Annotated in this window: 25 protein-coding genes; 13 read left to right on the top strand and 12 right to left on the bottom strand. The window is 67.6% G+C overall.

Annotated elements, in window-relative coordinates; all coding sequences use genetic code 11:
• Positions 1 to 40: 40 nt before the first annotated feature.
• Both JOE48_RS08295 and gudD read left to right on the top strand, forming a co-directional pair.
• Complete coding sequence (locus tag JOE48_RS08295) at positions 41 to 1,381, top strand: MFS transporter (protein ID WP_210029140.1); 1,341 nt, start codon at positions 41 to 43, stop codon at positions 1,379 to 1,381.
• A gap of 95 nt (positions 1,382 to 1,476) precedes the next feature.
• Positions 1,477 to 2,835, top strand: coding sequence for a glucarate dehydratase (gudD, locus tag JOE48_RS08290; RefSeq protein WP_210029139.1), 1,359 nt, complete (start codon positions 1,477 to 1,479; stop codon positions 2,833 to 2,835).
• A 343-nt stretch (positions 2,836 to 3,178) separates the two neighbouring features.
• Here the strand turns inward: gudD and JOE48_RS08285 are convergent, their stop codons facing one another.
• The gene (locus JOE48_RS08285) at positions 3,179 to 4,594 is read right to left on the bottom strand and encodes a hypothetical protein (RefSeq protein WP_210029138.1); all 1,416 of its coding nucleotides are present in this window, start codon (positions 4,592 to 4,594) and stop codon (positions 3,179 to 3,181) included.
• A 482-nt stretch (positions 4,595 to 5,076) separates the two neighbouring features.
• On the opposite strand from JOE48_RS08285, the gene JOE48_RS08280 reads away from it, so the two are divergent.
• Complete coding sequence (locus JOE48_RS08280) at positions 5,077 to 5,364, top strand: hypothetical protein (RefSeq protein WP_210029137.1); 288 nt, start codon at positions 5,077 to 5,079, stop codon at positions 5,362 to 5,364.
• A 106-nt stretch (positions 5,365 to 5,470) separates the two neighbouring features.
• On the opposite strand, the gene JOE48_RS08275 is transcribed toward JOE48_RS08280, so the two are convergent.
• The gene (locus JOE48_RS08275) at positions 5,471 to 5,767 is read right to left on the bottom strand and encodes a hypothetical protein (RefSeq protein ID WP_210029136.1); all 297 of its coding nucleotides are present in this window, start codon (positions 5,765 to 5,767) and stop codon (positions 5,471 to 5,473) included.
• Between the two features lie 471 nt (positions 5,768 to 6,238).
• On the opposite strand from JOE48_RS08275, the gene JOE48_RS08270 reads away from it, so the two are divergent.
• From JOE48_RS08270 to JOE48_RS08260, 3 genes are all read left to right on the top strand, one after another.
• A complete protein-coding gene (locus JOE48_RS08270) occupies positions 6,239 to 6,466 on the top strand; it encodes a hypothetical protein (protein WP_210029135.1) in 228 nt (75 codons plus the stop codon).
• 303 nt (positions 6,467 to 6,769) lie between these two features.
• Positions 6,770 to 8,911: a tetratricopeptide repeat protein gene (locus tag JOE48_RS08265; protein WP_210029134.1), complete on the top strand. Its 2,142-nt coding sequence runs from the start codon at positions 6,770 to 6,772 to the stop codon at positions 8,909 to 8,911.
• Between the two features lie 359 nt (positions 8,912 to 9,270).
• A complete protein-coding gene (locus JOE48_RS08260; RefSeq protein ID WP_210029133.1) occupies positions 9,271 to 10,461 on the top strand; it encodes a flagellin in 1,191 nt (396 codons plus the stop codon).
• Between the two features lie 75 nt (positions 10,462 to 10,536).
• On the opposite strand, the gene JOE48_RS08255 is transcribed toward JOE48_RS08260, so the two are convergent.
• On the bottom strand, positions 10,537 to 12,858 hold the full coding sequence (locus JOE48_RS08255) for a Tex family protein (protein ID WP_210029132.1): 2,322 nt from the start codon (positions 12,856 to 12,858) through the stop codon (positions 10,537 to 10,539).
• A gap of 399 nt (positions 12,859 to 13,257) precedes the next feature.
• Here JOE48_RS08255 and JOE48_RS30195 point away from each other — a divergent pair, with 399 nt between their 5' ends.
• Positions 13,258 to 13,458, top strand: coding sequence for a hypothetical protein (locus tag JOE48_RS30195; RefSeq protein WP_312893412.1), 201 nt, complete (start codon positions 13,258 to 13,260; stop codon positions 13,456 to 13,458).
• A gap of 27 nt (positions 13,459 to 13,485) precedes the next feature.
• On the opposite strand, the gene JOE48_RS08250 is transcribed toward JOE48_RS30195, so the two are convergent.
• The 3 genes from JOE48_RS08250 to JOE48_RS08240 form a co-directional block, all read right to left on the bottom strand.
• Complete coding sequence (locus tag JOE48_RS08250) at positions 13,486 to 13,644, bottom strand: hypothetical protein (RefSeq protein WP_210029131.1); 159 nt, start codon at positions 13,642 to 13,644, stop codon at positions 13,486 to 13,488.
• A gap of 281 nt (positions 13,645 to 13,925) precedes the next feature.
• Positions 13,926 to 16,034, bottom strand: coding sequence for a glucans biosynthesis glucosyltransferase MdoH (gene mdoH / locus JOE48_RS08245; protein WP_280921305.1), 2,109 nt, complete (start codon positions 16,032 to 16,034; stop codon positions 13,926 to 13,928).
• 104 nt (positions 16,035 to 16,138) lie between these two features.
• The gene (locus tag JOE48_RS08240) at positions 16,139 to 17,704 is read right to left on the bottom strand and encodes a glucan biosynthesis protein D (protein ID WP_210029129.1); all 1,566 of its coding nucleotides are present in this window, start codon (positions 17,702 to 17,704) and stop codon (positions 16,139 to 16,141) included.
• A gap of 152 nt (positions 17,705 to 17,856) precedes the next feature.
• Here JOE48_RS08240 and JOE48_RS08235 point away from each other — a divergent pair, with 152 nt between their 5' ends.
• The 3 genes from JOE48_RS08235 to JOE48_RS08225 all read left to right on the top strand — a co-directional run bounded on the left by JOE48_RS08235 (position 17,857) and on the right by JOE48_RS08225 (position 19,385).
• Positions 17,857 to 18,450, top strand: a complete 594-nt coding sequence (locus tag JOE48_RS08235) for an HPF/RaiA family ribosome-associated protein (protein ID WP_210029128.1) — start codon at positions 17,857 to 17,859, stop codon at positions 18,448 to 18,450.
• 141 nt (positions 18,451 to 18,591) lie between these two features.
• Positions 18,592 to 19,059, top strand: a complete 468-nt coding sequence (ptsN, locus tag JOE48_RS08230; RefSeq protein ID WP_210029127.1) for a PTS IIA-like nitrogen regulatory protein PtsN — start codon at positions 18,592 to 18,594, stop codon at positions 19,057 to 19,059.
• Positions 19,059 to 19,385 carry a hypothetical protein gene (locus JOE48_RS08225; RefSeq protein WP_210029126.1) on the top strand — a complete coding sequence of 109 codons (327 nt, stop codon included), beginning with the start codon at positions 19,059 to 19,061 and terminating at the stop codon, positions 19,383 to 19,385. The genes ptsN and JOE48_RS08225 overlap by 1 nt, the downstream gene beginning before the upstream one ends.
• A 146-nt stretch (positions 19,386 to 19,531) precedes the next feature.
• On the opposite strand, the gene JOE48_RS08220 is transcribed toward JOE48_RS08225, so the two are convergent.
• The 3 genes from JOE48_RS08220 to ftsE form a co-directional block, all read right to left on the bottom strand.
• The gene (locus JOE48_RS08220) at positions 19,532 to 20,314 is read right to left on the bottom strand and encodes a YdcF family protein (RefSeq protein ID WP_210029123.1); all 783 of its coding nucleotides are present in this window, start codon (positions 20,312 to 20,314) and stop codon (positions 19,532 to 19,534) included.
• 151 nt (positions 20,315 to 20,465) lie between these two features.
• On the bottom strand, positions 20,466 to 21,431 hold the full coding sequence (locus JOE48_RS08215; RefSeq protein ID WP_210029122.1) for an ABC transporter permease: 966 nt from the start codon (positions 21,429 to 21,431) through the stop codon (positions 20,466 to 20,468).
• Complete coding sequence (gene ftsE / locus JOE48_RS08210) at positions 21,428 to 22,120, bottom strand: cell division ATP-binding protein FtsE (RefSeq protein WP_192707518.1); 693 nt, start codon at positions 22,118 to 22,120, stop codon at positions 21,428 to 21,430. Before ftsE ends, JOE48_RS08215 begins: the two co-directional genes overlap by 4 nt.
• A 180-nt stretch (positions 22,121 to 22,300) precedes the next feature.
• Between ftsE and JOE48_RS08205 the strand changes: the two genes are divergently transcribed.
• A complete protein-coding gene (locus JOE48_RS08205) occupies positions 22,301 to 23,074 on the top strand; it encodes a zinc-ribbon domain-containing protein (protein ID WP_210029120.1) in 774 nt (257 codons plus the stop codon).
• Between the two features lie 274 nt (positions 23,075 to 23,348).
• Here JOE48_RS08205 and JOE48_RS08200 read toward each other — a convergent pair whose 3' ends face one another.
• From JOE48_RS08200 to JOE48_RS08190, 3 genes are all read right to left on the bottom strand, one after another.
• Positions 23,349 to 24,521, bottom strand: coding sequence for a glycosyltransferase (locus JOE48_RS08200; RefSeq protein ID WP_312893127.1), 1,173 nt, complete (start codon positions 24,519 to 24,521; stop codon positions 23,349 to 23,351).
• Positions 24,522 to 24,613: 92 nt separating this feature from the next.
• Positions 24,614 to 25,006: a thioredoxin family protein gene (locus JOE48_RS08195; protein ID WP_210029119.1), complete on the bottom strand. Its 393-nt coding sequence runs from the start codon at positions 25,004 to 25,006 to the stop codon at positions 24,614 to 24,616.
• 127 nt (positions 25,007 to 25,133) lie between these two features.
• Positions 25,134 to 25,430, bottom strand: coding sequence for a hypothetical protein (locus tag JOE48_RS08190; protein ID WP_210029118.1), 297 nt, complete (start codon positions 25,428 to 25,430; stop codon positions 25,134 to 25,136).
• A 265-nt stretch (positions 25,431 to 25,695) separates the two neighbouring features.
• On the opposite strand from JOE48_RS08190, the gene JOE48_RS08185 reads away from it, so the two are divergent.
• Together JOE48_RS08185 and JOE48_RS08180 are read left to right on the top strand one after the other, a co-directional pair.
• Positions 25,696 to 26,364: a TetR/AcrR family transcriptional regulator gene (locus tag JOE48_RS08185; RefSeq protein ID WP_210029117.1), complete on the top strand. Its 669-nt coding sequence runs from the start codon at positions 25,696 to 25,698 to the stop codon at positions 26,362 to 26,364.
• Positions 26,365 to 26,430: 66 nt separating this feature from the next.
• Positions 26,431 to 26,895 carry a DUF2852 domain-containing protein gene (locus JOE48_RS08180; protein WP_210029116.1) on the top strand — a complete coding sequence of 155 codons (465 nt, stop codon included), beginning with the start codon at positions 26,431 to 26,433 and terminating at the stop codon, positions 26,893 to 26,895.
• Positions 26,896 to 26,967: the final 72 nt, after the last annotated feature.

The raw sequence follows: 26,967 nt of genomic DNA, 5'->3' as shown, positions 1-26,967 counted from the left end.
GTCCGACCGGACCGGGCGGCGCCTCTCAGGGAGAACGTTCATGACCGGTGCTACGAGCCCTGCGCTCGGCGTCGTCGCCGAGAGACGCAGCCGCGTCCGCCTCCTCATCGTCCTGATGCTGTTCGTCGCGACGACCATCAACTACGCCGACCGCGCGACGATCTCGATCGCCGGTCCGGACATGGCCAGGGATCTCGGCCTGTCCCCCGTCCAGATGGGCTACGTCTTCTCGGCGCTGTCCTGGTCCTACGTGCTGGCGCAGATCCCCGGCGGGTGGCTTCTCGACCGCTTCAGCGTCAAGTGGGTCTATGCCGCGGCGATCTTCCTCTGGTCGGCCTTCACGCTGGTTCAGGGCGGCATCGGCTTCTTCACCGGCCTCACCGCGGTCATCCTGCTGTTCGCCCTGCGCCTCGCGGTCGGCCTCACCGAGGCCCCGATCTTCCCGGCCAACGCCCGCATCGTCGCGGCGTGGTTCCCGGCCGCGGAGCGCGGGCTCGCCTCCGCGTTCTTCAACTCCGCGCAGTACTTCGCCACCGTGCTGTTCACGCCGCTCATGGCGTGGATCGTCCACACATTCGGCTGGCACCACGTGTTCACGGTGATGGGTGCCCTCGGGATCGCCTTCGCCTTCGTCTGGGTGAAGACCATTTACGGCCCGAAGGACCACCCGTCCGTGAACCGGGCCGAGCGCGACTACATCGAGGCCGGCGGTGCCCTCGTCGACATGGACGGCGGCAGCCGGAACGCGACGTCCCACGCGGGCCGCACGATCAAGCAGCTCCTGTCGAACCGCATGCTGGTCGGCATCTATATTGCGCAGTACTGCATCACCGTGCTGACGTACTTCTTCCTGACGTGGTTCCCGGTCTACCTCGTGAAGGAGCGCGGCCTGTCGATCCTCCAAGCCGGATTCGCGGCGGTGCTTCCGGCGCTCTGCGGCTTCGCCGGCGGTCTCCTCGGCGGCTTCATCTCCGACATGCTCCTGAAACGCGGCTTCTCGCTGACCGCCGCCCGGAAGATCCCGATCGTCGGCGGCATGCTGCTGTCCATGTCGATCATCGGCTGCAACTACGTCCAGGCCGACGCCGTGGTGGTCGGGCTCATGGCGCTCGCCTTCTTCGGCAAGGGCATCGGCGCCCTCGGCTGGGCGGTGGTGGCCGACACTTCGCCGCGGGAGAGCGGCGGCCTGTCGGGCGGCCTGTTCAACACTTTCGGCAACACCGCCGGCATCACCACGCCGATCGCCATCGGCTACATCGTCCAGCAGACTGGTTCGTTCTCGGGCGCCCTCGTGTTTGTCGGCGCCAACGCGTTGATCGCGGTGCTCTGCTACCTCGTCGTGGTCGGCGAGATCCGACGGGTCCATCTGGACCCGCACTGACATCCGGCGGGTTGGCCGCAGCCGAGTCCGGGCATCATCCAGCAGGCGCAGCCCGCGCGCGAAGACGGGCCCGTCTCTCAACCGCAGGAGGAACCATGCAGACCGATCACGCCGCGACCCGTCACGCCACGCGGCAGACCCCCGTGGTCACCGAGATGAAGGTCGTCCCGGTCGCCGGCCGCGACAGCATGCTGATGAATCTGAGCGGCGCGCACGGGCCGTTCTTCACCCGCAACCTTGTCGTCCTGACCGACTCGACCGGCGCCACCGGTCTCGGCGAGGTGCCAGGCGGCGCGGGCATCCGCGGGGTGCTCGAGGAGGCGCGCGCCCTCGTGGTCAGCCAGCCGCTCGGCGCCTGGAATGCGGTCCTCAACACGATCCGCAAGACCTTCTCCGACCGCGACGCCGCCGGCCGTGGCCTCCAGACCTTCGACCTGCGCATCACGATTCACGCGGTAACGGCGGTCGAATCGGCGCTGCTCGACCTGCTCGGGCAATTCCTCGACGTGCCGGTGGCAGCGCTGCTCGGCGAGGGCCAGCAGCGGGACGCTGTCGAGATGCTCGGCTACCTGTTCTACGTCGGTGACCGCCGCCGAACCGATCTGCCGTACCGCGAACCGGAGGCCGGCGACGGCTGGCTGCGCCTGCGCGACGAAGAAGCCCTGACTCCCGAGGCGGTGGTCCGGCTGGCCGAGGCGGCCCACGACAGATACGGCTTCAACGACTTCAAGCTGAAAGGCGGCGTGCTGGCCGGCGAGCAGGAGATCGAGGCCGTCACGGCGATCGCCAAGCGCTTTCCCCAGGCCCGCGTGACCCTCGACCCGAACGGCGCGTGGCGGCTGGCTGAGGCGATCCGGTTGTGCAAGGGCAAGGGCGACGTGCTCGCCTACGCCGAGGATCCGTGCGGTGCCGAGGAGGGCTTCTCGGGCCGAGAGATCATGGCCGAGTTCCGGCGGGCCACAGGTCTGCCGACCGCCACCAACATGATCGCCACCGACTGGCGGCAGATGCGGCACGCGATTCAGCTGGGGTCGGTCGACATCCCGCTGGCCGACCCGCATTTCTGGACCCTTGCCGGCGCCGTCCGGGTGGCGCAGCTGTGCCGCGACCACGACCTGACCTGGGGCTCGCACTCGAACAACCACTTCGACGTGTCCCTCGCCATGTTCACGCACGCCGCCGCCGCCGCGCCCGGCCGGGTGACCGCGATCGACACGCACTGGATCTGGCAAGACGGCCAGCGTCTGACGAAGGAGCCGCTTGAGATCCGCGGCGGGCTCGTCCGGGTGCCCGAGCGTCCGGGGCTCGGCATCGAGATCGACTGGCCGCAGGTCGAGGCCGCGCACGCGCTCTACCAAAAGCACGGTCTCGGCGCGCGCGACGACGCGCAGGCCATGCAGGCGCTGATCCCCGGCTGGACCTTCGACAACAAGCGCCCCTGCCTCGTGCGCTAATTGCGCGGCCGAACGGGTCGGCTCCGGAGGTTGAGAATGGCCTGCAGACGCGCTGTCCGAGGCGTGATGATGTCGCCGTGATTCCGGGGCGCCGCAGGCGAGCCCGGCCCCGAAGGAAGACGCCAAAGGCGGCCAATCCAGCAGCGCCGCCGGCTGCAGGATCCTGGCACGCCGGCGGCTCTGGGTCCCGGACGCCGCTGCGCGACCCCGGGATGACGCCAGGGCAGCGGCGCTCGCCGGCTTCAGCGCCTCATGCACCTGCCGCCGGTGCTGTTCCCGCTCTGGGCGCTGGCCTCTGCGCTGACCGATCATCCGCCGGTGAGGCCGTGAGCCGATCTATGGTTCAGTCGAGGGCGTAGCCCAGAAGGCCCTCGATGGTCTGGCCCTCACAGCCCTTGTCGCGCGACACGAAGTGGTCGTGCGTGCCCGCCCTGCAGCGGAACAGCGCGTGACTGGCGGGCTGCGGCGTCTCGAAGACGTAGCCGGTCTGGCCGAGGGGCGTCTGCCCCTCGCATTGCGCATCCCGGCTCAGGAAATGATCGGTCCCGGCGACGCAGCTCATAAGCTTGGCGGCGCCGGGCCTCGGGAGGAGGAACAGCGATCCCAGGGTGGCCTCCAGCGCGAAATCCGGTGCCGCGTACCCGGTGGTGACCCAATGTCCGCCCGGCCCGAGGTACCGCTTGAGCGGCGCGCGGTCGTGCGCAACCGATTGCGTCGCCGTCGCGATCCGCCACGTGCCCGGGTAGGGATCGCCGCCCGCATAATAGACCGTGATCTCCGGCAGGAACGGCGTGATGCTACCGTGCGGATCGCGCTGAAAACCGGGGCTGTGATTGAGGTAGAAGCCGGTGACGTCGGAGTTCAGGTAGCCGGACGGCGTCCAGCGCGCGGGCTTTCCGCTGAGCAGCGCCTTGAGCGGCATCTTGAAGAGGCCGAGCTGGTAGGTCTCGCGGTCGGGATTGCGAGCCGGATCCTTGCAGGCAACCTGCGCGCAAACCCGCCCCGGCAGGCCGGTGATCACGTAGACCTCGCCCGACGACGCGTCGTATCCGAAGTCGGAATTCGGATTGATCGTCGTGCCGTCTGTGGCGAGATTCGGCACCCGGGCGGGCGCATCGAAATGCACGCCGTCGGCCGTGTGCCGCGCATAGAGGTCTCCGAAGCCCGGCACGCCCTGCGGCCCGGTCAGGTCGGTGACGAAGACGTAGTGACCCGGCTGGCCGCTGACGGCGAAGCTCGCCGGCTGGCCGGCCCCGTAGTTTGTCTGTGCGACGACCGGGTTGAGAGGGGCAATTACCGGTGATGGGTAATCGACCCAGGTCAGCTTGTCGTTGGAGAACGCCAGACCCGTCTGGTTGTTGTTGCCCGGCAGATTGTCGGCGCCCGAATAGTACATCGCGTAGGCATAATGCTGCCCGTCGGCCGGGTTGATGAAGCTGCCTTTGATCACGCTGGGATCACAGACGTATTGGCGGTTCCATGAGCCCGGGGTCGGCTGGAATACGATCTGAGCCGGCGAGAAGCCCGTCTGCGCATTGTAGGACCGATGGTAGATCACGTCGGTCTTGCCCTGGCCGCACCACCAGATGTCTGTGGTCCCGTTCTCCGTGATCAGGCTCGGGGCATAGTTGTAGCCGCGCGGATTGGCCTCGTTGGTGAAGAGCGGGCGGCCCTCGGATGCCGTCCAGGCGGCGCGCGCCGACAGCGGGCCTGCGAACGCCAGGGCGGCGCTCAGTGCGATGACGGGTCTGAGCTTCACAGTGCGCCTTCTCGGCTTGCGGACTCGGGGGCGCCATGCTCGCACCTGTTGGTCGACGGCGCGAGGCTCGGAGGGGGCACCTCTCCGCCGACCGTCTGTGCCGATCCGAGGCCGCACCGGCAACCTCCCAGAGATGACGGAACGGAACCGGAATGCGTTACGTCATCGTGATGCCGCAACCGAGCGGAGTTCCGATAGGCGAAGCGTTCACGTGCGGTGCTTCCGGCAAGCGGACGGTCAACACGGTGTGTTCCGCAAGTGTGCCTTGATCATGAGTGAAAATGCCCGACGATTGGTCCTCCGCCACCGGTCATGAGCAAGCAGGAATTGATGGTCGCCGCCCGCACAGTCTCTGACCTCCACCAGCGGCCGCGGCCTCGGGCGTGCCTTGACGCCGGCCTGCGCTCTGCAGGTTGCGGGGACGGCTGTAAGGGCGGCGTAAGGCTCAGAGGCCCATTCCCGATTGCGGGGGCAGGCAAGTGGTGAGCACCCGCGCCACCCTGGCGGCCGAGCGCCGGCACTGGTTCTACGACAGCAAGATCCTGGTCTGCGCGTTCTGTCTCTTGGCCTTCGTCGCCATTTTCTGGCAGGTGAGCCAGTTCGAAGGGTTCCAGCCGATCTTCACCTGTGAATCGAAGAGGGACATCGACCGCCTGCTGCTGACCTCCGGGATGGATGTCTGCATGAAGAGTGCGCGTTCGCAGGTCGATCAGGAGCGCTGCATGCGCACGGTTTACCTGCTGGCTTGCACGAAGGAACGGTGGCGTTAGTTGACCGATCCTGCACTGCTCGGGACCGTTCGGGATTGCCGCGCTCACGCGCGACCGATCTCCCGGCGAGACGCGTTGCCCGCTGCGGTCCGGAACTGCACCGATATCAGCCCACCTTGATGGCGCTTCGGCGGCTCGATCCGACGCGCGGTGCGGGTGACACGGCGGCCGCTTTCTGGGCGACATCGCGGAGTGCAACCACCATCGCGTCGGTCTGCGCATCGAGCTGTGAAGGCTGCCCGGTCTCTGCGGTGTTGCGCCAGGCGATCAGGAAACAGGCAAGGATCGCTGTGGCACTTGATATGAGGGGTGCAATCATCACCGCTGCCAGAAAACTGACAGGCGCCAGCACAGCTGCCGCAAGGAGGCCGCTGCTGATCCCAACCGCTACCAGAACGAACATCGGTGGCTCACTCGAGCTATGCAGCCCATTCGCTGGATGGCCGCCCGATTCTCGCTAGGACGCAAGTGTTAACGACCAGTTAACGGCCGTATCTTATTCCAGCTCATGTCTTAAGAACCGGACCGAAACAAGACTCCGTCGTGTCGCATTACATTCGATCACGTGGCGACCGCGCTTGCAGCCAGTCCGGTCTACGTTTCGGTCTGCCGCGATGCTGCGCGTCTTGCCCCGAGGCCTTGCGCGATGAGCTGCTCCTGCCACAAAACGGATCCGACGACCCACTGTCGTTCGACGGGATGCCGCACGGGAGCCGGTTCACGCTGGAAAACGCCTAAATCACAACTTGCGATAGCTCAGTCGCGCCCGCCTCATGATATGGAATGATCAGATTTGGTATAAAACGATCACTTGTTTATGGCGCCGGCCGGATGTTAGTGGCGGCGCCCGTTGTGGAACAGGATTGATCTGCCAATGGCCGCCAGTGATAGCGCTGCCAGACGCTTGGGCGAGATCGCGGCCGTGATTGGCTGCCGCGTCGAGGTGTTCTACTTGCCTGACGGCGAGGCTCCCGAATCCGGCATGACGTGTGAGCTGCTTCACCTGTGGAACACTGTAACCGAACCGCAGGTCCGGCAGCGGATTCTAAATCGTGTGCGGCTGGAGGCGCTCGGCGCCGCACCTGTGGAGACCATGGAGTAACGTCGGTCCTGTTCTGGACGGCGATGTGTCCGCGATTCCGGCCCGTAACGAGCGCGGCGAGGCATATGCGAGCCGGCGGCCCGACGCCTCAAATGACACGCAGCGTCGGCGCGCATCCGCGCCGACGAAGGAAAGCGTTTTGACCGTTCGATGTCGCGGATCGACCGTATCGCGCCAATCTCACGCTCAGTGAATGCACGAAGGCGCTGTCAAAGCGGCGCCGTTGAGCAGTAAGTCGCGGGTAATTTTACTCGTCCTTAACCCTGGTTTGGCGACGGTCCTGGGCACATGAGGGCTCAGGTCATGCTCGATCATCACAGTGGGCGGGGTGGCCGATCGGAATCATCCGGTCTGGCACAGCGCTGTCTCGCGAAAGCCCGCGATCACCGGGCGGCCGGTCGCTCCGAGCGGGCGCGCGCCAGTCTGAGCCGGGTGCTCGGTGCTGAGCCGAATCATCCGGAGGCGCATTACGAGTTGGGCCAGCTCCTCGCTGCGACCGCGCCGGAGAAGGCCGTCACGCACTTTGTCACGGCGCTTCGGGGAGCGCCCGACAAGCCGGCGCACTGGATCGCACTGGCCTCGGCTTTGCTCGCCGCCGAGCGGCTGCCCGACGCGCGCGCGATCCTGGAGCGCTACAAGGCGCAGAATTTCGGCCCCGAGGCGCGGCCGCTCACGAAGGCCTTTGTCGCTCACACCTTCGCGGCGGCGGAGGGGCGCTTTCAATTGGAGAAATGGGAAGAGGCAGAGGCGCTGCTCGATCTCATCATCCTCCTCGACGACCACCACAGCCACGCCACATATCTCGCAGGAGTGATTGCCGCACTCACGAACAGGCTAGAACGCGCCTCCGATCTGATCGGGATCGCGCTCCTGCGCGAGCCGCAGAACCCGCTATTCTTCAATGGCCTCAGCACCGTTCTGATCAATCGAGGCGATCACGACGGCGCCATCTCCGCTTTGGAAAAAGCACTGGAGATCGACGATGACCTCGCGATGGCCCATGCCAACATCGCGGGGGTCTATCAGCGCCGCTTCCGGTTTGGCGACGCGCTCCGGCACGCCTCGCGGGCGATCGCCCTCGATGCGACCAATGCCGTAGCGTACAGCAATCGCGGCAGCGCCCTGCTCGCGCTTGGTCGTCTGGGCGAGGCGGTTGAAGCTTTCGACAAGGCGCTGGCCCTGGATCCGTCGAGGCTGCTCGTCGCCTCGAACCGCTTATTCGCCAAGCTCTATTCCGCTGAGGTCCCGCCGGAAGACTATGCCGCCGACGCGTTCGCCTATGGCCGCCGCTTCGCGGATCCGCTCCTGCGCCGCCGGCCTTTCGCCAACGATCGTGACCCGGATCGTCCCCTGCGCGTCGGCTTCGTCTCGGGGGACCTCTGCAACCACGCTCTGGTCCGTTTCTTCGAGCCCTACCTGCAGGCGGTCGACAGTCAGCAGCTCCATGTGGTCGCTTACATGACGCATCCGGTCGAGGATGCGGTTTCGGCCCGGCTGCGCCCATTGTTCGACGCGTGGCACAACATCTTCGGCCTCGACGACGACGAGGCGGCCGACTTGATCGAGCGCGATCGGATCGACATCCTTGTTGACCTGTCGGGTCACAGCGCGGGCAACCGCCTGTTCGTATTCGGGCGGAAACCGGCGCCGATCCAGGTTTCCTGGATCGGGCATCCGGCGACGACCGGCCTTGCCGCGATCGATTACCGCTTCTCCGATGCTATCACGGACCCACCCGGCCTCACCGAGGCATTGCACTCTGAGCGCCTCTGGCGGCTGCCTAAGGTCTGGGTGACCTATGAGGGGCCCGGTGAACTTCCGCCGGTACGGGACCGAGCACCGTTCGAGGAGGCCGGATATGTGACGTTCGGCTGCTTCAACCGGCTGACCAAGATTAGTGACGAGGCGCTGCAAACTTGGTCGCGGATCCTGTCCGCCGTGCCTAATGCCCGGTTGTTCATGGTCGTCGGCGATATCGAGAATGCTGATGTCCGGCGGACCGTCGATGACCGCATGACGAAGGCCGGCATGCCGATGGATCGAATTGTTTATCAGCCGCGCGTCAACAGCGGGTACTACGAGCTCTATAATCGAGTGGACGTGGCGCTCGATCCTTATCCTTATAATGGCGGCACCACGAGCTTCGATACCTTGTCGATGGGCGTGCCCATTGTGGCACTACGTGGTCGGCACGCCGTCGCGCGGCACGGGGTACTGGTTCTCACGGCAATCGGCCTTCCGGAGCTCATCGCCGACGATGCCGATTCCTATGTGGCGATCGCTGAAGATCTGTGCCGCGACCGCGACCGTCTGCGATCTATACGGCACGGTCTGCGCGAGCGCATGCGGTCAAGCCCGCTCATGGATCATCGCGGCCTAGCCCGGGACGTCGGCGATGCCTTCCGAGGAATGTGGCGGACTTGGCTCTCGGGAAGCAACGTCTGAAAAGCGGAGCCGCGGTCTCGCGCGTAGACCACGACTTTGCGCGATAGGATCTGGCGGGCTGAGTAGATAGCTGGGCTTGGCGCTGCTTACGGCACGGCGCGAGCTTGGCCGGAAGCACCAACCCGCACGGCGCGCTCGTGCAGAGGCACGCGCGAGTCGGACACACGAGCGCAACGAGGTGCTCCCGGCGGGACGCAGTCGATGCCGAGGCAGCATCTTAGTATTTTTCGTAGGCAATTGTTAATTTTGTTCTTCAGCTCTCGAGCATTCGAGCATCGCATTAAGATCTCGGAAATCCAGGGAGGGTAAAACAGTTTGGCCGCCAATAAGACGGCTCCCCGATCAAAAGGATCGTGTCTATGTCTGGTGTTACTCTCACTGCTGCCACCCGTCAGAACCTGCTCTCCCTGCAGGACACGGCGTCTCTGACCGCGACCACGCAGAACCGGCTCTCGACCGGCCTAAAAGTCTCGTCGGCGCTCGATAACCCCGTCAGCTTCTTCACCTCTCAATCCCTCAGCCAGCGGTCCGGCGACCTGGGGAATCTTCTCGACGGCATCTCCAATGGCGTCCAGGCGATCCAGGCGGCCAACCAGGGCATCACCTCGATCCAGAAGCTGGTCGATCAGGCGAAGTCGGTCGCCAACCAGGCGCTGTCGACGCAGATCACCACCACGGGTACCGCTTCGACCACCTACAGCACGGCCACCGCCACCACGGTGTCGATGTACGTCAACGGCAGCCTGAAGACCGCAGCACTGGCCACCACTGACTCGATCGACCAGGCCATCACCAAGCTCAACACGGCTGTAGGTGCCGGTAGCTTCACGAAGGACACGACCGGCACGAAGATCGTGATGAATGCCCAGGCTGACGTCGAGTTCAAGACGTCGACTGACCAAACGACGCTCGGTTTCGCAGGAAACTCTGCTGCCGGCACAACGTATGGAACTACCGGCGCTACCGCCGCCTCGGTCGCTCAAAGCGCCGACCTGAGCGTGTCGGGCGTGTCGGCTCGCAACAGTCTTGCCCAGCAGTACAACAGCCTGCTGACGCAGATCGATCAGCTCGCTCAGGACTCCAGCTTCAACGGAACGAACCTGATCGCCGGAAAAGGCACCAACAACAATCTGACGATCAATTTCAATCCGAAGGGCAATTCGAACCTGCAGGTGACTGCGACCGACGAGACCTCAGCTGGTCTCAATCTGAGCGCCATCACCAGCACTTCGGGAGCGAACGTCGGTCAGGGTAACTTCCTGCTGAACAGCGACATCAACTCGACGTTGAACACGCTGACCTCGGCCTCAAGCCAGTTGCGCACCGATGCGTCGGCCTTCGGTTCAAACCTCTCGGTGGTGCAGAACCGTCAGGACTTCAGCAAGAACCTGATCAACATCCTGGATACCGGATCGTCGAACCTCACCTCGGCCGATCTCAACCAGGAGGCGGCCAACTCGCAGGCCCTGACCACCCGGCAGTCGCTGGGCATCTCGGCCCTGTCGCTGGCCAACCAGGCGCAGCAGGGCATCCTGCAGCTGCTTCGCTAAGAGCGGCATCGTCGAAAACGGGAACGGCCGGGGCATCGCCCCGGCCGTTTCCATTTGCGCTGTGTCGTTCGGCCTTCACGGGCGCCGGGGCGCTGCGGCGGCGGCCCGCCGGAGCGCCTCGGCAAGCGGTCCATTCGGCGCGGCGTCCGCACGCGCATCCGGTCGATCCCGCCGCGGATCGGTCCGGCCCTCATTCAAGCGCGGCGTTCCCGCGGCCGGCTCGACGGGATCGTCGAGCCGCATCGTCAGCGCGATGCGCTTGCGCGGAACATCGACGCCGAGCACGAGGACCCGGATGACATCGCCGACCCGGACCACCTCGGAAGGCGATGCGATCCGGCGGCGTGCCATGGCCGAGATGTGGACCAGACCGTCCTGATGCACCCCGATATCCACGAAAGCGCCGAACGCCGCCACGTTGGTGACCACGCCTTCGAGCTGCATGCCCGGCTTGAGATCGCCGATCGTCTCGACGCCCTCTTGGAAACTGGCCGTCCGAAACGCTGGGCGCGGATCGCGGCCAGGCTTCTCCAACTCGGCGAAGATGTCGCGCACGGTGGGAAGGCCGAATCGTGCGTCCACAAAGGTCTCGGGGTTGAGGCCGCCGAGCGCTGCCGTATTGCCGAGCAGCACCCGGATATCGCTCTTCGTCGCCTGCAGGATACGACGCACGATTGGATAGGCCTCGGGGTGAACGCCGGAGGCGTCGAGCGGGTCGTCGCCGCCCTGGATCCGCAGGAATCCCGCTGCCAGCTCGAAGGTTTTCGGGCCCAGGCCCGGTACGGATTTCAGCGCCGCTCGTGACCGGAACGGGCCGTTGGCGTCGCGGTGCGTGATGATCCGGGCAGCCAGAGACGAGCCGAGGCCCGACACCTGGGCCAGCAGGGCCGGGGAGGCCGTGTTCACGTCGACGCCGACCGCGTTCACGGCATCTTCTACGACCGCCGAAAGCGAGCGCGACAGCTTCGTCTCGCTGACATCGTGCTGATACTGGCCCACGCCGATCGATTTCGGGTCGATCTTCACCAGCTCGGCGAGGGGATCTTGGAGGCGTCGGGCGATCGATGCGGCACCTCGATGGGACACGTCGAGTTCGGGCAATTCGCGGGCGGCGATCTCGGAGGCCGAGTAGATGGAGGCGCCGGCCTCGGACACCGAGACCTTGGAGAGCTGGAGATCGGGATTATCGGCGATGATCTCCGCAGCAAGCCGTTCGGTCTCGCGGGAGGCCGTGCCATTCCCGATGGCGAGCAGCTCGACCTTGTGGAGGCGGCACAGCCGCCCGAGCGCCGTGACGGCTTCTCGCCAGCGGCGCTGCGGCTCGTGCGGGTAAGTGGTCTCGACGGCAACGATCCGACCCGTCGAATCCGCCACCGCGACCTTCACGCCGTTCCGATAGCCCGGATCCAGCCCCATCGTGGCGCGGCCGCCGGCCGGCGCAGCCAGGAGAAGGTCGCGCAGATTGCCGGCGAACACCGTCACGGCCTCGTCCTCGGCGCGCTCGAACAGGCGGGTGCGCAGGTCCTGCTTGATCCCGGTCCGGATCTTGGTCCGCCACGCGGTCCGGACCGTTTCGAGGAGCCAAGCGTCACCGGGACGGCCGCGTGCGGCGATTGCGAAACGGTGGCAGATCGCGCGTTCGTATGGGCCGGGCGCGCCTGGGGGTGAATCCTCGCCTTCGGCCGCGAAGGCGATGTCCAGCACCTCCTCGCGCTCGCCGCGGAAGATCGCCAGGATCCGGTGCGAGGGCATCCGTTCGATCCGCTCGTTCCAGGCGAAATAATCCGAGAATTTCGCGCCTTCCGTCGCCTTGCCCTTGCGAACCGTAGAGACGAGCTGGCCGCCGCGCCAGTAATCCGCCCGCAGACGACCGATGAGGTCGGCATCCTCGGCGAAGCGTTCCACGAGTAGCGCGCGGGCACCCTCCAGCGCCGCCTCGACATCCGGTACGCCGCGTTCGATCGAGACGAACGGCCGGGCCTCTTGCTCGGGCGCCCTGTCGGACCGTGTCAGCAGGGTCTGCGCCAACGGCTCCAGCCCCGCCTCCCGGGCGGTCTGAGCCTTCGACCGCCGCTTCGGGCGGAAGGGCAGATAGAGATCTTCCAGCCGCGCCTTCGTGTCGGCGCCCTGGAGGGCCGCGGCGAGCGCCGGGTTCATCTTGCCTTGCGCCGTGATGCTCTCGACGATGACCCGGCGCCGCTCGGTGAGGTCGCGCAGATAGGACAGCCGCTCCTCAAGGCCCCGCAGCTGGGTGTCGTCGAGGCCGCCCGTATTCTCTTTGCGGTAGCGCGCGATGAACGGGACGGTGGCCCCGCCGTCGAGGAGCGCCACTGCGGCGGCGACCTGCGCTTCCCGGACGCCGAGTTCCTCGGCGATGAGCGCGTTCACGGGCTTCATGCGGTCTCCGGCAAAGGCTGCGGCGGCTGGATCGAGGCTCTGCCTGAGCCGCCATGCCGTCGGAAACAAGGCGGTCGCGTCAAACTGGTCACCGACCGTCGCGCAGATCCGCCGCAGCCTTCACGACCTCGCGCATACCGGGATCTTGTGGACAATCAGCTCGCGTCGCTGCAGGTCCCGCCCCAGTTTCCGCAACGGCAGGTTTCAATAAACGCGGTTCAATTCAACGAACTGAGCAGGTGATAGCGCATCTGAGCTGTATCGAGTGTAACCAGAACATATCACCGTCAGATATTCACAGATCAGACCGAGCCTTGACCTTGGTTTGATCGTGTCATCGTGATGTCATCGACTGGCGCAAGGTTCCCATCTTGCATGTCGCTTGAAGGCAGGCATCCCGTGCAATTCGAGATTCGCGAGAGCGGCCGGTCGGGATGGTCCTGGGTTCTCGTCAACGAGACCGCGGAGACGGTGCTCGTCTCGCGGCGGAACTTCCCATCCCGTGCACAGGCGACGGCGGCCGCGCTGGCATTTTCCCAGCTTGTAGCCCGGGCCGGTCGCACGCTGGCGGGCGGAACGCGCCAGGTGGGGTTCCTCTGACTGCCCGCGACGGGCCGGCCGCTCGGTTCAGGCCCGCTGGCGGATCAGGCTCATCACGCTCCAGCAGGCGATGACGCAACCGACACCCATCGCACCGAGGCAGCTGATTGTGCGGATCGGCTCGCCGCGGGCGAGGACGATCGCCGCGGCGAGCGGCACAAGCAGGAACGCGAGCAGCAACGTCATTGCGGAGGTCCGATCAGCGGCTGGCGGTAAGGCTGGCAGAGCCTAGGACGCGAATGGTTAATCGCTTCTGACGACCATCGCCGCGGCTCGCCTGGGAGCTCTCAAGCATGCCGCGTGGTTCCGGGCGGCAATCCAGCCAGATCCCAAGGAAGGGGTTCGCGGCGGCAGAAGCGAGCCACCACGGATCCGGCGCGTGGCACACGTCCGCGCCCTCGGGCCTGCGGCCGGGCGCCGAGCCGTTCGCCCGATGCCGGCTGAGATGGTTGATCGAGGACCGTCCGCTAGGTCAGGCGGGTCAGCCGGTCGACGAGCGCGCGGTCGTGCAGCAGCGCCATGCGCTCCTTGGGCGACAACCAAACCTGCGCCTCACTCACCGTCTCCGCCTCGCAGATCTTTGCGGTGGCCAACGTCTGGTCCGGATCGATCGCACCGCGCGGTCGTGGCCGGCCGATCGGCAGCATCCGCGCATGCGCGGTCGCAAAATCGGGATCGGCATGGATCGCCGCCAGCGCGTCGGCTTCGTCGTATCCCTTTGCGGTATTACGCGCGGCCAGCGCGCCGGCACGCACGGCGATCTCCGGAGGCGTCGCCTCTTCCGGGGTGGCAAGAAGGCGTTTGTCCTTGAGTGCCAGGCCAAGGCCGACCTGGCCGCTCGCCCAGGAGATCGGAATCGCCAGGACGAGGCCCACGATCGTGGGGCTCATCCAGAGGAACAGCGAGGTGGCGATCGCGAACGCCGCGATCCCCGCCACGAGGCCGAGCGCCATGTGCCAGCGGTGCCGGGCGATGATGTCGCGCAGCGGGATCGTGCCGTCGTCGCGGCGCTGCGGGTTCCAGCCCGTGTCGCGCCCGAGCAGGATGCTCACGACCGAGCCGGACTGAATCACCATCGCCACGGGCGCGACCAGCGCCGAGAGCAGGATTTCCACGAGGCTCGAGAGCACCAGCCGACCGGCGCCCCCGCAGGCGCGCCGGACCGGGCCGTCGAGGAGAGCGAGGATCAGGCCCAGGAACTTCGGCGCGAGCAGGACCGCCATGGTCAGCCCGAACAGCTGGAGCGCGCGGACGGGGTCGAACCGCGGAAAGACCGGCGAGAATCCGGCGCCAGCAAAATAGTCGGGCCGCTCCGTAGCCGTCTGGAGGACCAGCAGGATACCGACGAGCAGCTGCAGCAGCCACAGCGGCGACGCGAGGTATCCGGCGATTCCCGTGGCGAAATGCTGCCGCGTTGCCGGATGCAGCCCGGCGGCGCCGATCACCCGGGCGTGCTGGAGATTGCCCTGTGCCCAGCGACGGTCGCGGATCGCGACGTCGATCAGCGAGGGCGGACTCTCCTCGTAGGAACCCGGCAGCCGATGAAGCATGTAGACCGCCCATCCGGCCCGGCGGATGAGCGCCGCCTCCACGAAATCGTGGGACAGGATATGGCCCCCGAACGGTGGCGTGCCGAGGAGGTCCGGCAGGCCGCAGGATTCCGCGAAGGCGCGGGTGCGGATGATGGCGTTGTGGCCCCAGTAATTCCCGTCGCGACCCGACCAGGCGCTGAGCCCGGCGGCAATCACCGGTCCGTAGATGCGGGCGGCGAATTGCTGAAGACGGGCGAACAGCGTGTTGCGGTTGATGATCAGCGGCAGCGTCTGGATGATGCCGGCATCGGGATCGGCCTCCATTGCGGCGGCAAGCGCGACGACCGCCGGACCGCTCATCAGGCTGTCGGCGTCGAGAACGAGCATGTGGTCGTAGTGCCCACCCCAGCGGGTGACGAAGTCGCCGATGTTGCCGGCCTTGCGGTGATGGTTCTTCGGACGATGCCGGTAGTAGAGGCGTGCCTCCGGCCCGAGGCGTTCGCGCAGGTCGAGGAAGGCGCGTTCCTCGGCGATCCAGGCGTCGGCCTGCGTCGAATCGGAGAGCACAAACCAGTCGAAATGCTGGCCGAGCCCCGTTGCATCCACGGCCTCACGCATCGCCTCGATGCCCGCGAAGGTCCGCGCCGTTGCCTCGTTGTAGACCGGCATCAGGATTGCGGTCCGGGTCCGCAGTGCGGCCGGACGGTCTGGGGTTCGCTCGCGCCGCATCAGCATCACGAAGCCGAGCAGCCCGCTGGTGAAGGCGAGCGTAATCCACGAAAAGGTCAGGCAGAACAGGACCACCAAGACGAGCTGCAGGCCGGTCGGGTTGCCCGAGACCGACACCGTCTCCAGCATCTGCCAACCCCCGTAGGCCGTCAGCGCCAGTGCGCCGCCGAACACCGCGAGGCGCGCCAGCCACGGTGCCCGCACGGGGCGTGCCGCCCTTCGGGCGGACCCGGGATCCCAATGCGCCAGATCCTGGATCGGCATGGCCAGGGGCGCCTCGAAGGGCAGGCCGAAACCGGCTGAGGCCGTGGCCAAGCCGGCCTCTGCCGAAGGCCCGGCGGCGGGCAGCACGGTCGGAAATGTTGTCTCGTCCAATGGCACGGTGGAGGCTGATCCTCGAGGTTGGAGACGGCGGTCGGTCACGGCGTCCAGCGGTAAAGCCACGTCTCGCTGATCCGCGCCTGTCCCCGGCGGAGAACCAGACGCAATTCGCTCGCACGCTCGCTTCCGGGATCGAGTTCAAACAGGATCCGCAGGGTCTTACGCGCCGGATAGCGGAATCGCTCCTGCCGCGTGATTGTACCGGCCGAGGCACCGAGATCGACGTCGATGTCTCCGGGCTCGAAGAGCGTCGCGCCCTCGAAATCCACCGCGAACAAGCGGCGGGTTCCGGAGGCGCCGCGGCCGCAGCGGCTGTCGCGGACCCGCGCAATCTCGGGCGGCAGCGGGTCTGGCCAGCCCTTCGACCAGTGCTGCCGGCACCGGAAGCGCATCTCGGCGCCCTTGGCCAGCTTCGCCTTCGGTCGCCAGTAGGCGAAGACGTTCTCGTTCAGCTCGGAATCGCTCGGGATCTCGAGCAGCGTCACGGCGCCCTCGCTCCAATCGTCCTGAGGCTCCAGCCAGAGCGACGGGCGTTGCTCCCAGTGTCGCGCATCGTCCTGGAAATCGTCGTAGGCGCGCGCGCGCTGCATCAGCCCGAAACCCTTAGGCCCCCGGTCCAGGAAGGCTGAGACCTGCAGCGCTTCGGGGTTGTGAACCGGCCGCCAGATCGGCTCGCCGTAGCCGTTGTGAATCGCGAGACCCTCCACCGAGAAGGCCGCTGCGCGCAGGTCGTCGACGTGGTTCCGGTCCAGCGGGCCGAACAGGTAGCTGCCCTGCATGCCCCCGAGCCCGATATGGTCGAGTTCGGCCCGGGCGAAGACGGTGCCGTCGATCGCGGCCGTCGAGACCTCGCGGCCGGGCGTGAGGATCAGCTTGAACGCCGCCGTCACCGATTCCGACTCGGCCAGGGCGTGCACCACGACCGGTTGCCCAGGCTTGGGCGTCTCGATGAACAGGGCGCGGAACAGCGGGAACTCCTCGCCGCGGGCATCGGCGGGCCGCAGGGCGAGCGCCCGCGCATTGATGCCGAAATCCTGCCCCTGCGCGACCAGCCGGAAGAAGGAGGCTCCCTGGAACAGCGCGAAATCCGAGAGCGTGTCCCCGTCGCCGAAGCGCGCGCGCAGGCGGAATCCCGAGAAGGCGGTGTCGGCCGTGAGGTCCGGCAGGTTCAGCCCCGGGGCCACGAACGCCGTCTTGTCGTAGGCGATCGGCTGCACGAGCCCGTCCTGCACGACATAGAGCGAGACCGGCGTCTCGAAGATCGCGCCGCGCAGGAGCGGCTCCAGCGTGTAGCCGAACGCTTCCTCAGCCCAGACCGCGCGCCCCTCCGCGGGATGGATCGCCTGATAGGCGTCCCGCGAGAGGGCCTTCAGGACTGCCGGTACGTCGCCGGTCTTGGGGCCGACGTAAGGGGCAGCGGCCCGGGCGCGGGCGAGATCGGTGAGCGTATTCGCCTCAAAAGCTTCGCCGGGACCGGGGAGAGCCGGTCCCTTGTCCGGATCCGCCGCGTGCGCGACAGCCGGGAGCGATCCCGCGGCAGCGGCCAGAACCCCGGCCAGCACGGTGCGGCGGGACGGGGCGGGCGGTCCGTCGGCGAATGTCATGCGGGGTTCGGTCTCATGTGTCTGCTTGTGTCTCTATACAGGCTGCCCGGCTGAACCCAGGCTTAAACGGCGAGCCGACCGCTGCGGCTCCGTTGACTTCACGCGAGCCGGCTCTCTAATTCGACGGAACGCATCGAAATGGGGGAGGCAGCATGGCGTCGTTGCGAGTCACGGGCCACGGCGTGGATCTCGGGGAGAGTCTGCGCGGCCGCGTCGAGGAACGGTTGTCCGCGATCCAGGCCAAATATCTCGACTCGCACATGAACGACTCCTGCTCCGGTCACGTCACGCTCCGACGGGACGGGACGGCGTTCCGGACGGACTGCGTGCTGCATCTCGTATCGGGCCTGACCATCGAGGCGAACGGCTTCGCCCACGATGCGCGGTCGAGCTTCGAGCAGACCGCCGAGCGTCTGGAAACGCGGCTGCGCCGTTACAAGCACCGATTGAAGCAGCATGCGGCCGGGCGTGGTGACGACGCGGCCGTCGAGGCGGCCTATGCGGTGCTCGCCGCTCCGGAGGACGAGGAAGACGATGTCGGGGAGGGCGACGCCCACCCGCCGATCGTCGCCGAGAGCACCCGGACCCTGCAGCGCCGCACCATCGGTGAGGCGGTCACCGCCCTCGACATGACGGGGTCGCCAGTCGTTGTCTTCGTCCATGCTGGTACCGGCCGCGTCAACGTCGTATATCGGCGCAGCGACGGCGCGATCGGTTGGGTGGACCCGCCGAACACCGTCGACTGACGCTGTGGGTCGAGAGGAACGGAGCCGGAACCGGCGCGTTCCCCGGCTGATTGACAGGCAGGGGCGTGACCGGAGTGGTCGGCGGCGCTCCTGCACGAGGCCCGGTCCGATGCGGACGGGTGACGGGGCAACGGTCGTTCGATGCCAGTTCTGGAATTTCTCGACCCCGAGTCGGTCGTGTCGTCGCTGCGCGCGCGCGCCAAGAAGCAGGTGCTTCAGGACCTCGCCGCGCAAGCGGCGCGGCGCCTGCCGGCCTTGGGTGAGCGTCCTGTCTTCGACACGCTTCTTCAGCGGGAGCGTCTCGGGTCGACCGGCATCGGCGAGGGCGTTGCGATCCCGCACGGGAAGCTTCCGGGCCTCGATCGGTTGTTCGGTCTGTTCGCCCGATTCGACCGGCCGGTGGATTTCGAGGCGCTCGACGGCCAGCCGGTGGACATCGCTTTCCTCTTACTCGCTCCCGAAGGCGCAGGCGCCGATCACCTGAAAGCCCTGGCCCAGGTCGCCCGCGTCCTGCGCGAGCCCGGCATGCTCGCGCACATCCGAGCCGCCCGCGATGCCGGCGCTCTCTACGCGCTGCTGACACGCTCGACGGCGCCGCAGGCCGCCTGATGGTGGGGATTCGAGCCGCCGTCTTGTTCGCCCTTGCCGCCGGCTGGACCGGACCCGCCCCAGCCCAGAGCGAGACCACCTGCGCACGCGATCTCCTGGTCGCGCAATCGATGCAGCGGCAGGCCATCGATCAGCTGGAGCAGGCGGATGGCGAAGACGCGAAGAACTGTCGGATCTGGCGGCGCCACGTCGAGACCATGCGTCGGGTCGCCAGCGTCTACGGTCGCTGCTTGTCCGGGTCGGACCGGAGCGAGCGGCTCGCCCAGGTTCAGGCCTCGGACCGGGAGTTTTCGGAGGCGATCAAGGCACGCTGCACCGGGCGTTGACCGCTGCCGAGGCTACGCCTTCTGAGCTCCAGCTGCCGCAGACGAGCAGGGCAGCGTGGTATGCTCCGTGCGACCCGGCGACGTCCGCGGAGTGTCCGGAAGGGCCGCTCGGTCACGCTCTGATGATTTTGGAGCGTCGGCGGCGCTCAATCCACGCCGCGCAACACCAGCGGCTCGGCGACCATCTTCACCGGCTTGCCCCGGCCGATCAGGATCGCCGCCCGGGAGCGTTCGGGATCCGATTCGAACCGGGTGCGTACCCAGCTCGCGAGGAACTTCACGTATTCTGAGGCGACGAGCTTGGCTGCTGGCGGGCTCTGCCACCAGCGGTCGGCATCGAAGGCGTCGGTGACCACCGGATGCGGCAGGACGCGGTCGCTGTCCTGCAAGGCATGGTCGAGTTCGATCAGGGTCCGCGGCATGTGGTAATTGGAGGTCACCACCGCGACGGTGCTGAAGCGGTGCGCCCGCATCCAGCGCCGCGTTTCGATGGCGTTGCCGATCGTGTTCCGCGCCCTGTAGTCGAGATCGACGCAGCAGGCGATCAGAGCGCGCTGGGTCGGGTTCAGCCGGGCGATCTCGTCGCGGCTGGTGCGTTCGTTGACGCCAGTGATCAGCAGGCGACGACCGTATCCGCCGGCAAGGAGGTCGATCGCGTCCCCGATCCGCTGCGCGCCGCCGGTGAGGGCCACGATCCCGTCCGCCCGGTCCGCGGGAATCCGCTCGTGCCGGGCCAGCGCATTCACGAAGACCAAGAAGCCGGCCAGCAGGGCCACCGCGGCTAGGACGGCGCCGACGCCGCAACTCCAGAGCGCGACCCCGCGCCGTCTGTGCGGCTGTACGGGCGCCACCGAGCGAAGCGGGCGAGCCCGCTCGTGCCATGCCCAGCCGACAACGTCGGTCGAGGGCGGATCCGATGCGCGCAGCATACGCGTGGTCATCCTCCGGAGGATCGGCGCCGATTGCGGCGGCCCGGAGGCACCATGATCGGCCCAGGCCACACCGCGTCGATAAGGTTTCCCAATCGTTAACGTATGACCGGGCTCCGCCTGCTCACCTGTGCCGCAGCGAATTTCCGCTTCAGGCCAGGAAGCGGCGCACCGTGATCCGCGAGACGACGCCGGTCACGAGTGAGGCGATGACGCCGATCAGGATGACGCTCGCATAGCCACGGAGCCCGACGTGGAAGGCACCGAACAGCGCCTCAACCTCCTGGCCGGCCGGACCTGAACGGGCCGCCCGGGCAAGGAGGCCCGTGATGACGAAGGCGAGGATCGCCAGCCCGGCGCCGATCGCACCACCGCGCAGGCCCAGGCCGAAGAAGCGCCGCTGGAACGCCTTGGCGATGTAATCGTCGTCGGCCCCGACGAAGTGGAGCACCTCGACAACCTCGCGGTTGCCCGCCATGGCGCCGCGCGTGGCGAAGGTCACGGCGAGACCGGTTGCCACCAGGACGAGCAAGACCATCCCGATTCCTATTCCCACGAAGGCGTTGGCCGCGGTCGAGAGCCGCTGGAGCCAGAGGGCGTGGTCGTCGAGGCTGGCCACGCCCGGGAGCGCTTCCAAGAGCCGCGACCGGAGGCGCTTCAGGTCGGCCCCCTGGTCACCGGCGAGTCTCAGGGCGATCAGCCGCGGCACCGGAAGGTCCGAGAGATCGAGACCGCTGCCGAGCCACGGCTCCAGCAGGCGTTCGGCCTCGGCCTTGGAGAAGACCCGCGTCTCGGCGATGCCGGGTTCCCCCTTGGCGATGCCCGCGGCGCGGGCGACGTCGGCATCGACGTCGCGGCCGGGGCCGGGACGGATCTGGATCGTGACCTCCTGGGCCACGTCGCCCTGCCACTGGGACGCGTTCGCCGCGACCATCTCGGCCGCGCCCGCGCACAGGCCCGCCAGGAAGGTCAGGATCGCGATCACCGCAGCCAGCGAGCGCCCGGCCGCCGTATCGGTGGGAACCAGGGGCGCATTGCGGCGCAGGTTGGCCGGCACCGCCGGGTCGGCGGGTCCGGACGCTTCGGGCCGCGTCCGCGGGATGGCTTGCGTGCTCATTCCTCGATCCGAAGCCGGCCTTCGCCAAGCACCATCCGGCGGGCGTCGACGGCGTCCATGATGCCGAAATCGTGGGTGGCGATGATGACCGAAGTCCCCAGCTTGTTGAGCTCGAGGAAGAGACGCAGCAGACGGCGGCCCAGCCCCGGATCGACGTTGCCGGTCGGCTCGTCGGCCAGCAGCAGGTCGGGCCGGGCGATCAGGGCACGGGCTATGGCGGCGCGCTGCTTCTCCCCGCCGGACAGAAGAGGCGGCAGCGCGTGCATCCGCTCACCCAGGCCAACCCAGCGCAGCAACTCCACCACCTCGGCCCGGTAGCTCGTCTCGGCCCGCCCCTGGACGCGGAGCGGCAAAGCGACGTTCTCGTAGGTGGTGAGATGGTCGAGGAGGCGGAAATCCTGGAACACCACGCCCATGCGGCGCCGCAGCCCGGTGAGGGCCTTGGCGGAGATACCGCTGACCTCATCACCGAAGATCGACACGAGGCCGCGGGTCGGGCGCACCGACAGCAGGATCAGGCGCAGCAGCGTCGTCTTGCCCGCGCCCGAAGGTCCCGTCAGGAACTGGAAGGAGCGCGGCGCGATGCGAAAGCTTACGTCGGACAGCACCTCCGGCCCGAGGCCGTAGCGCATGCCGACGTTCTCGAACTGCACAACCGGACGCTCCGCACCGGGCAGCAGGCTCTTCATGTTCGCCTGTAGGTTCAAGACCGTGCCGTATTCCATCCACGCATCGCCTGGGAATCGCCCTACGGGCAGGCGTTTTCAAGGCCTGCGGGATTTCACGCGCGCTTAACCCTGTTCGGCCACACTTTCTCAGCGAATCCGTCATCCGGCCCGCTGCGGCCGCGCGTTGCGAGCCCGACACGTATGTTGATCGCCTGCCCGAGCTGCGCGAGCGAGTACCGGATCGATGCCGACAAGGTCGGCATGGAGGGCCGTTCCGTCCGCTGCGCGGCCTGTCGCGAGACCTGGTTCCTCACCCCGGCCGACGTCCTCGCGGGCCACGAGGCCGAGCTCGCGGATGACGCCGAAGCAAGCGATGATCCGGTCGCCGCAGCGGCCTGGGAGGAGGCGACCGCCTCGGTGCGAGCCGCCACCAACATCCCGGCTCCGGCGGGGAGGCGGGCCGCCCGGCAGGCGTCGTGGGGCGGGAGGGCGCGTCGCGGCATGTCCGGAATGTCGGTCTCCCTCGCCTTTGGCCTGACGCTTCTCGCGGCGCTGCCCCTGGTCTGTCTTGCCCGCGCGAGCGTAGTCCGGGTAGTCCCGCAGACCGCCGCGCTGTTCGCGCGGGTCGGGCTGCCGGTGAACCTGCGCGGCATCGAGATTCGTGACGTCGTGGCGTTCAGCAACCCTGCCGAGGACGGCCGGCCGGCGGAACTGGTGGTCGAGGGCGACCTCGTGGGCGTCGCGCGGTCCGACACGCCGGTCGCGCCGCTCGCCGTGGAGATCCGGGATGCGGGCGGGCGGGCAATCCGAACCTTCTCGGTCCCGGCACCCCGGGCGGTCCTCGCCTCGGCTGAGACTGCGCGGTTCCGCGCGAGCCTCCCCGTGCCCCCGTCGGAGGGGCGGGCAGTCGTGCTTCGCTTCGCCGACGCCCCCACCGCGCGCGCCGAGCCGCGGGTCGCAGCTGCCGATCACTGAAGCGTGCCAGTCGGCGCGAATCCCTGCGCGCATTCGTGCGCCGGGCCTCATGAGACCGCGCGACGATGGCGGACAGCTGTGCGCGAAAGGGCAGATGTCCGCCCGCGCTGCTAATTCGCTTCCCGGCTCGTTAATATAGAGCCCCCGGTCGGGCAGAAGCTTGATCGAGACCCTCGGCGCACGATCCCGGTGACATCACGATTCACCCGCTCCAACCTCCGCGGCGCTTATGCCATCCGCAGGATGCTTCCGGGTCCCGCGTTCGCTGACCGAATCAGATCCGGCTGTCGCGGGTGTCGGTGATCGCGCGTCCGGGAGACACGGCTCGCCAGGTCCTCTGGACGACACTGGAAACCGCCAGGCCCAGACGTATTGCGGCAACGCCGAGCTGCGCGACCCGGATCTGACCGGGCAGCTGGCGCGGTCCGATCGGACGGTAGACGAGGCGCGGACTCGCGCGCTCGGCCTCGGCGATGGCCTGTCCGAGGGGGAGGGCGGCGATCCGTTCCGCGTCGCCCGGATCGATTCCGATGGCACGTGCCCAGGCCAGGTTGCCGCCGAGCTGGCCGCGATCGTGAAGCCGCCGGAACCGCCGCCGCCAGACATACCGGAGCACCGCCCGCGGAAAGGTCTCCATCCGAGCGTCGCACAGCGCGTCCGGCTCCTCGCAACGGGAGCGGATCGTATCGGCGACGCCGCCGGGCGCGCGGCCGGCGAGCCGGGCCGAGATGGTCACGCACACGTCCGTGGCGTGCCGAACCCGCAGGCCGTGCTCCAGGAGGCGGGCGATGAAGGCCCCATCCTCCCCAAGCGGGATCTCCGGCATGCCGCCGACCTGCCGATAAGCCGCGCGCGTCACCGCCAGGGTGGCGCCGATCGTCGTGCGGTGGCACGGCCACGGATCGTGCGGATCGGGATCGAGGCGCGCCTCCGCTTCGGTGATCAGGGCGTCGTAGAGATCCTCCAGCTTGCCGCGGGCAGGCAGGGACGGCGGCAGCAAGGCCGCCTCGGCGGGATCGAGTTCGACGCGGCCGGCGACCGCATCAGCGCCCCCCCGGATCGCCGCGAAATTCCGGGCAACCCAGTTCGGCGGCACCCGGCTGTCCGCATCTGTGGACAGGATGATCCCCGCATTCCCCGATTCCCCGAGCCACGCCGCGGCGGCGTCCATCGCCCGGCGCCGGGCCCAGCCGGCATGAGCGCCAGAAAACGTCTCGACCAGAACTCGGACCGGGATCGATAAGTCCGGCACCATTTCGGCGACGATGGCCTCCGTCCGATCCGTGCAATTGTTCAAGAACAGCACCACACCGAGGCTGCCCGGGGCGAGACCGGTCTGGCTATCGATGGCGCGCAGGCAGGCCGCGATGCGCTCCTCCTCGTTGCGCACGGGCACGGCCACGATCGCGTCGGGGATCGGGTCCGCAAGGGGTCGGGCGCTCGTCACCGGATCTCTCCATGGGCCCCGTCAGATTGCTTGGGGCGAGGAGGGATATGCCGGGCGTTGGCTGAACGGAACCGGAAGGGCCCCCTTGCCGGTCAGAGCGCCTTCTCCAGAAGACCCTCGATCCATTCCGGCTGGGTCTCGCCGACAGACCGACCGACTTCCATCGTGCCTTTGAAGGCGATCAACGTGCTCTGCATGCGCACGTTCAGCCGTTTGAGCAAATCCTTCTGGCTGTCGAAGTCGATGTCGAAGATCTGCAGGTCCTTGAAGCGCGGGTCGGACGAGAGCTTTGCGAGGATCGGTTTCTGCGTCTTGCAGATCGGGCACCAGGGGGCGCTGACTTCGACCAGGATCGGCTTGCCGCTCTTCTGGGCGGCCTCGAACGCGGGATCCGAGAACGGCCTCGTCTCGCCGGCCGCGGCGGGCGCAAGTCCGGCGGCCAAGATGAGACTGGCCAGCGTGAGGACGTCGCGACGGCGATGCATGGTGCGTTTCTCCCGGCCAGGTACCCTGCACAGAATGCCGGCTCCTCTTGCAGGGTACACGAACCCGGCGCAAAGGTTGCGGCCTCCGATGCCGCCGCGCACCGGATGCGACGCGGGTTTCGTCACATCATCGAGATGGCGGACCGAGCCGCTCCTCGGCGACGAGCGCGGCGATGTCGTTCTTGTCGACGGCATCCAGGGGGCGCCGGATGCGCAGGGCGCGAGTCGGGACGCCCGCACGCATCACCAGCACGATCGTCTCCAGGTCGGGGCAGCCGGGATCGGCGCAGGCGATCTCGTTGACCGCCAGCGCGTCGGCCTCGCCGAGCCCCAAAGCCGCGATCAGGTCCTGCTTCAGTCGCGCGGCAATCGCGGCGCGCTCCGCCGAGCGGGCTCGCCACGCCTTGAGGCTCACGAACGCCATGCCGGATGCACTTCCTCGGGGGCAGGCCACCGGGCCTCATCGACTTCCGTCGCGCGGCGGTCTCGCCCGCGTCGAAGTTGTAATAATGTTGCGCCCGTGCCGGCCGGTCAAGCGCGAGTGCGGTCACTTGGCGCGAAACAAACCCGGTCCTCGGCCGTAATGCCAACGGACGCTTCACGAATCTCCGATCTCCGCTCGTGTCTCGACTCGACAGCGCGGTGAACCTTCTGTGAGGTGTCTGAGCGCGCGTAGAGGATGTGGGATCTTGCGACCCTGGCTGGACGGACCGAGCGACCGGCGGAATTACCATCACGGTAATCTGAAGGAGGCGCTCATAGAGGCCGCGCGCCGGTTCATCGCGGAGCGGGGGATCGGCGGCTTCACGCTGGTGGACGCCGCGCGTCTCGTCGGCGTGACCCCGGCTGCGCTGTACCGCCATTTCCGAGGCCGTGAGGCTCTGCTGGAGGAACTCGCAGGACGCGGATTTGCGGAGCTGGCCGCGCGCTTGGCTCGGGCGCTGACCTCGCGTGGCACGCCGCTGGAGCGGTTTACCCGTATGGGCGAGACCTACCTGACCTTCGCCGAGGAGGAGCCGGCGTATTACGCGGCGATCTTCGAGACGCGAGGGCTTCCGACTGGCTTGACGGAAGCCGAGTCTGGGCCGAGCCCCAGCGGGGCCGCCGCGCGCCCGAGTCCATTCGACCTGCTGGTCGAGGCGCTACAGGCGACCTTCGCGGACGGATTCGGAGGCGTCGCGCCCCGCTTCATCGCCCTCGAGGTCTGGGCGCTCGCCCACGGGCTGGCGACCCTCTCGGCTGCCGGCCACCTGCCGCGCGGACCCGGCTTTCCGGACAAATACGAGCTGCTGCGGGCGGGGGTGCTTGCTCTCGTCCATGGGGCCGCGCGGAACAGCGGATCCGAACCCCGCGCCTGACGGCCTTGAAAGGCGTTCTGAGCGCTCGCATGTTAACCGCGTTCACATGAACAGCGGAGCACAGCCGTGACCTCTCAATCTTCCTCTCCCTGGGCGACCGGCCGGCTCTGCCGGTCCGGCCCGTTCCCGCGCCGTTCCCTGGAAATCGGTGCCATCGTTGTCAGCTTCATCTACTGGTGGCCTATCGGTCTTGCGTTGGTTGCCTGGAAGCTGGCCGGCTACCCGGCCTTCACGGAACTCCGCGACAGCGCGCGCCGGACGTTCTCGGATGTCGGGGGCTCGCGCCCCGCATCCCGGTTCGCCCGTGCCTTCGAGGCCGCCAGCCGGCGCGAGAGCACCGGCAATGCGGCCTTCGACGAATACCGCCGTGCTGAGCTCGACCGGCTGGAGGCGCAACGCCGGGCCCTCGCAGAGGAGAGCAGAGCCTTCGCGGAGTTCGTCGAGGAGCTGAAGCGGGCCAAGGATCGCGAGCAGTTCGACGCCTTCATGGCCAAGCGCCGCGGCGAGGGCGGCGAGACGCGTTCGGTCTAATCGCAATCGTGCACTGGGCCCGAGCCAATCGGCTCGGGCCCGGTGCGACGACAGCCTCGGGATCGCCTCAGC

It is taken from the genome of Methylobacterium sp. PvR107 (genome assembly GCF_017833295.1).
Lineage (GTDB): Bacteria > Pseudomonadota > Alphaproteobacteria > Rhizobiales > Beijerinckiaceae > Methylobacterium.
This window is presented reverse-complemented; position numbering and strand designations above follow the sequence as displayed.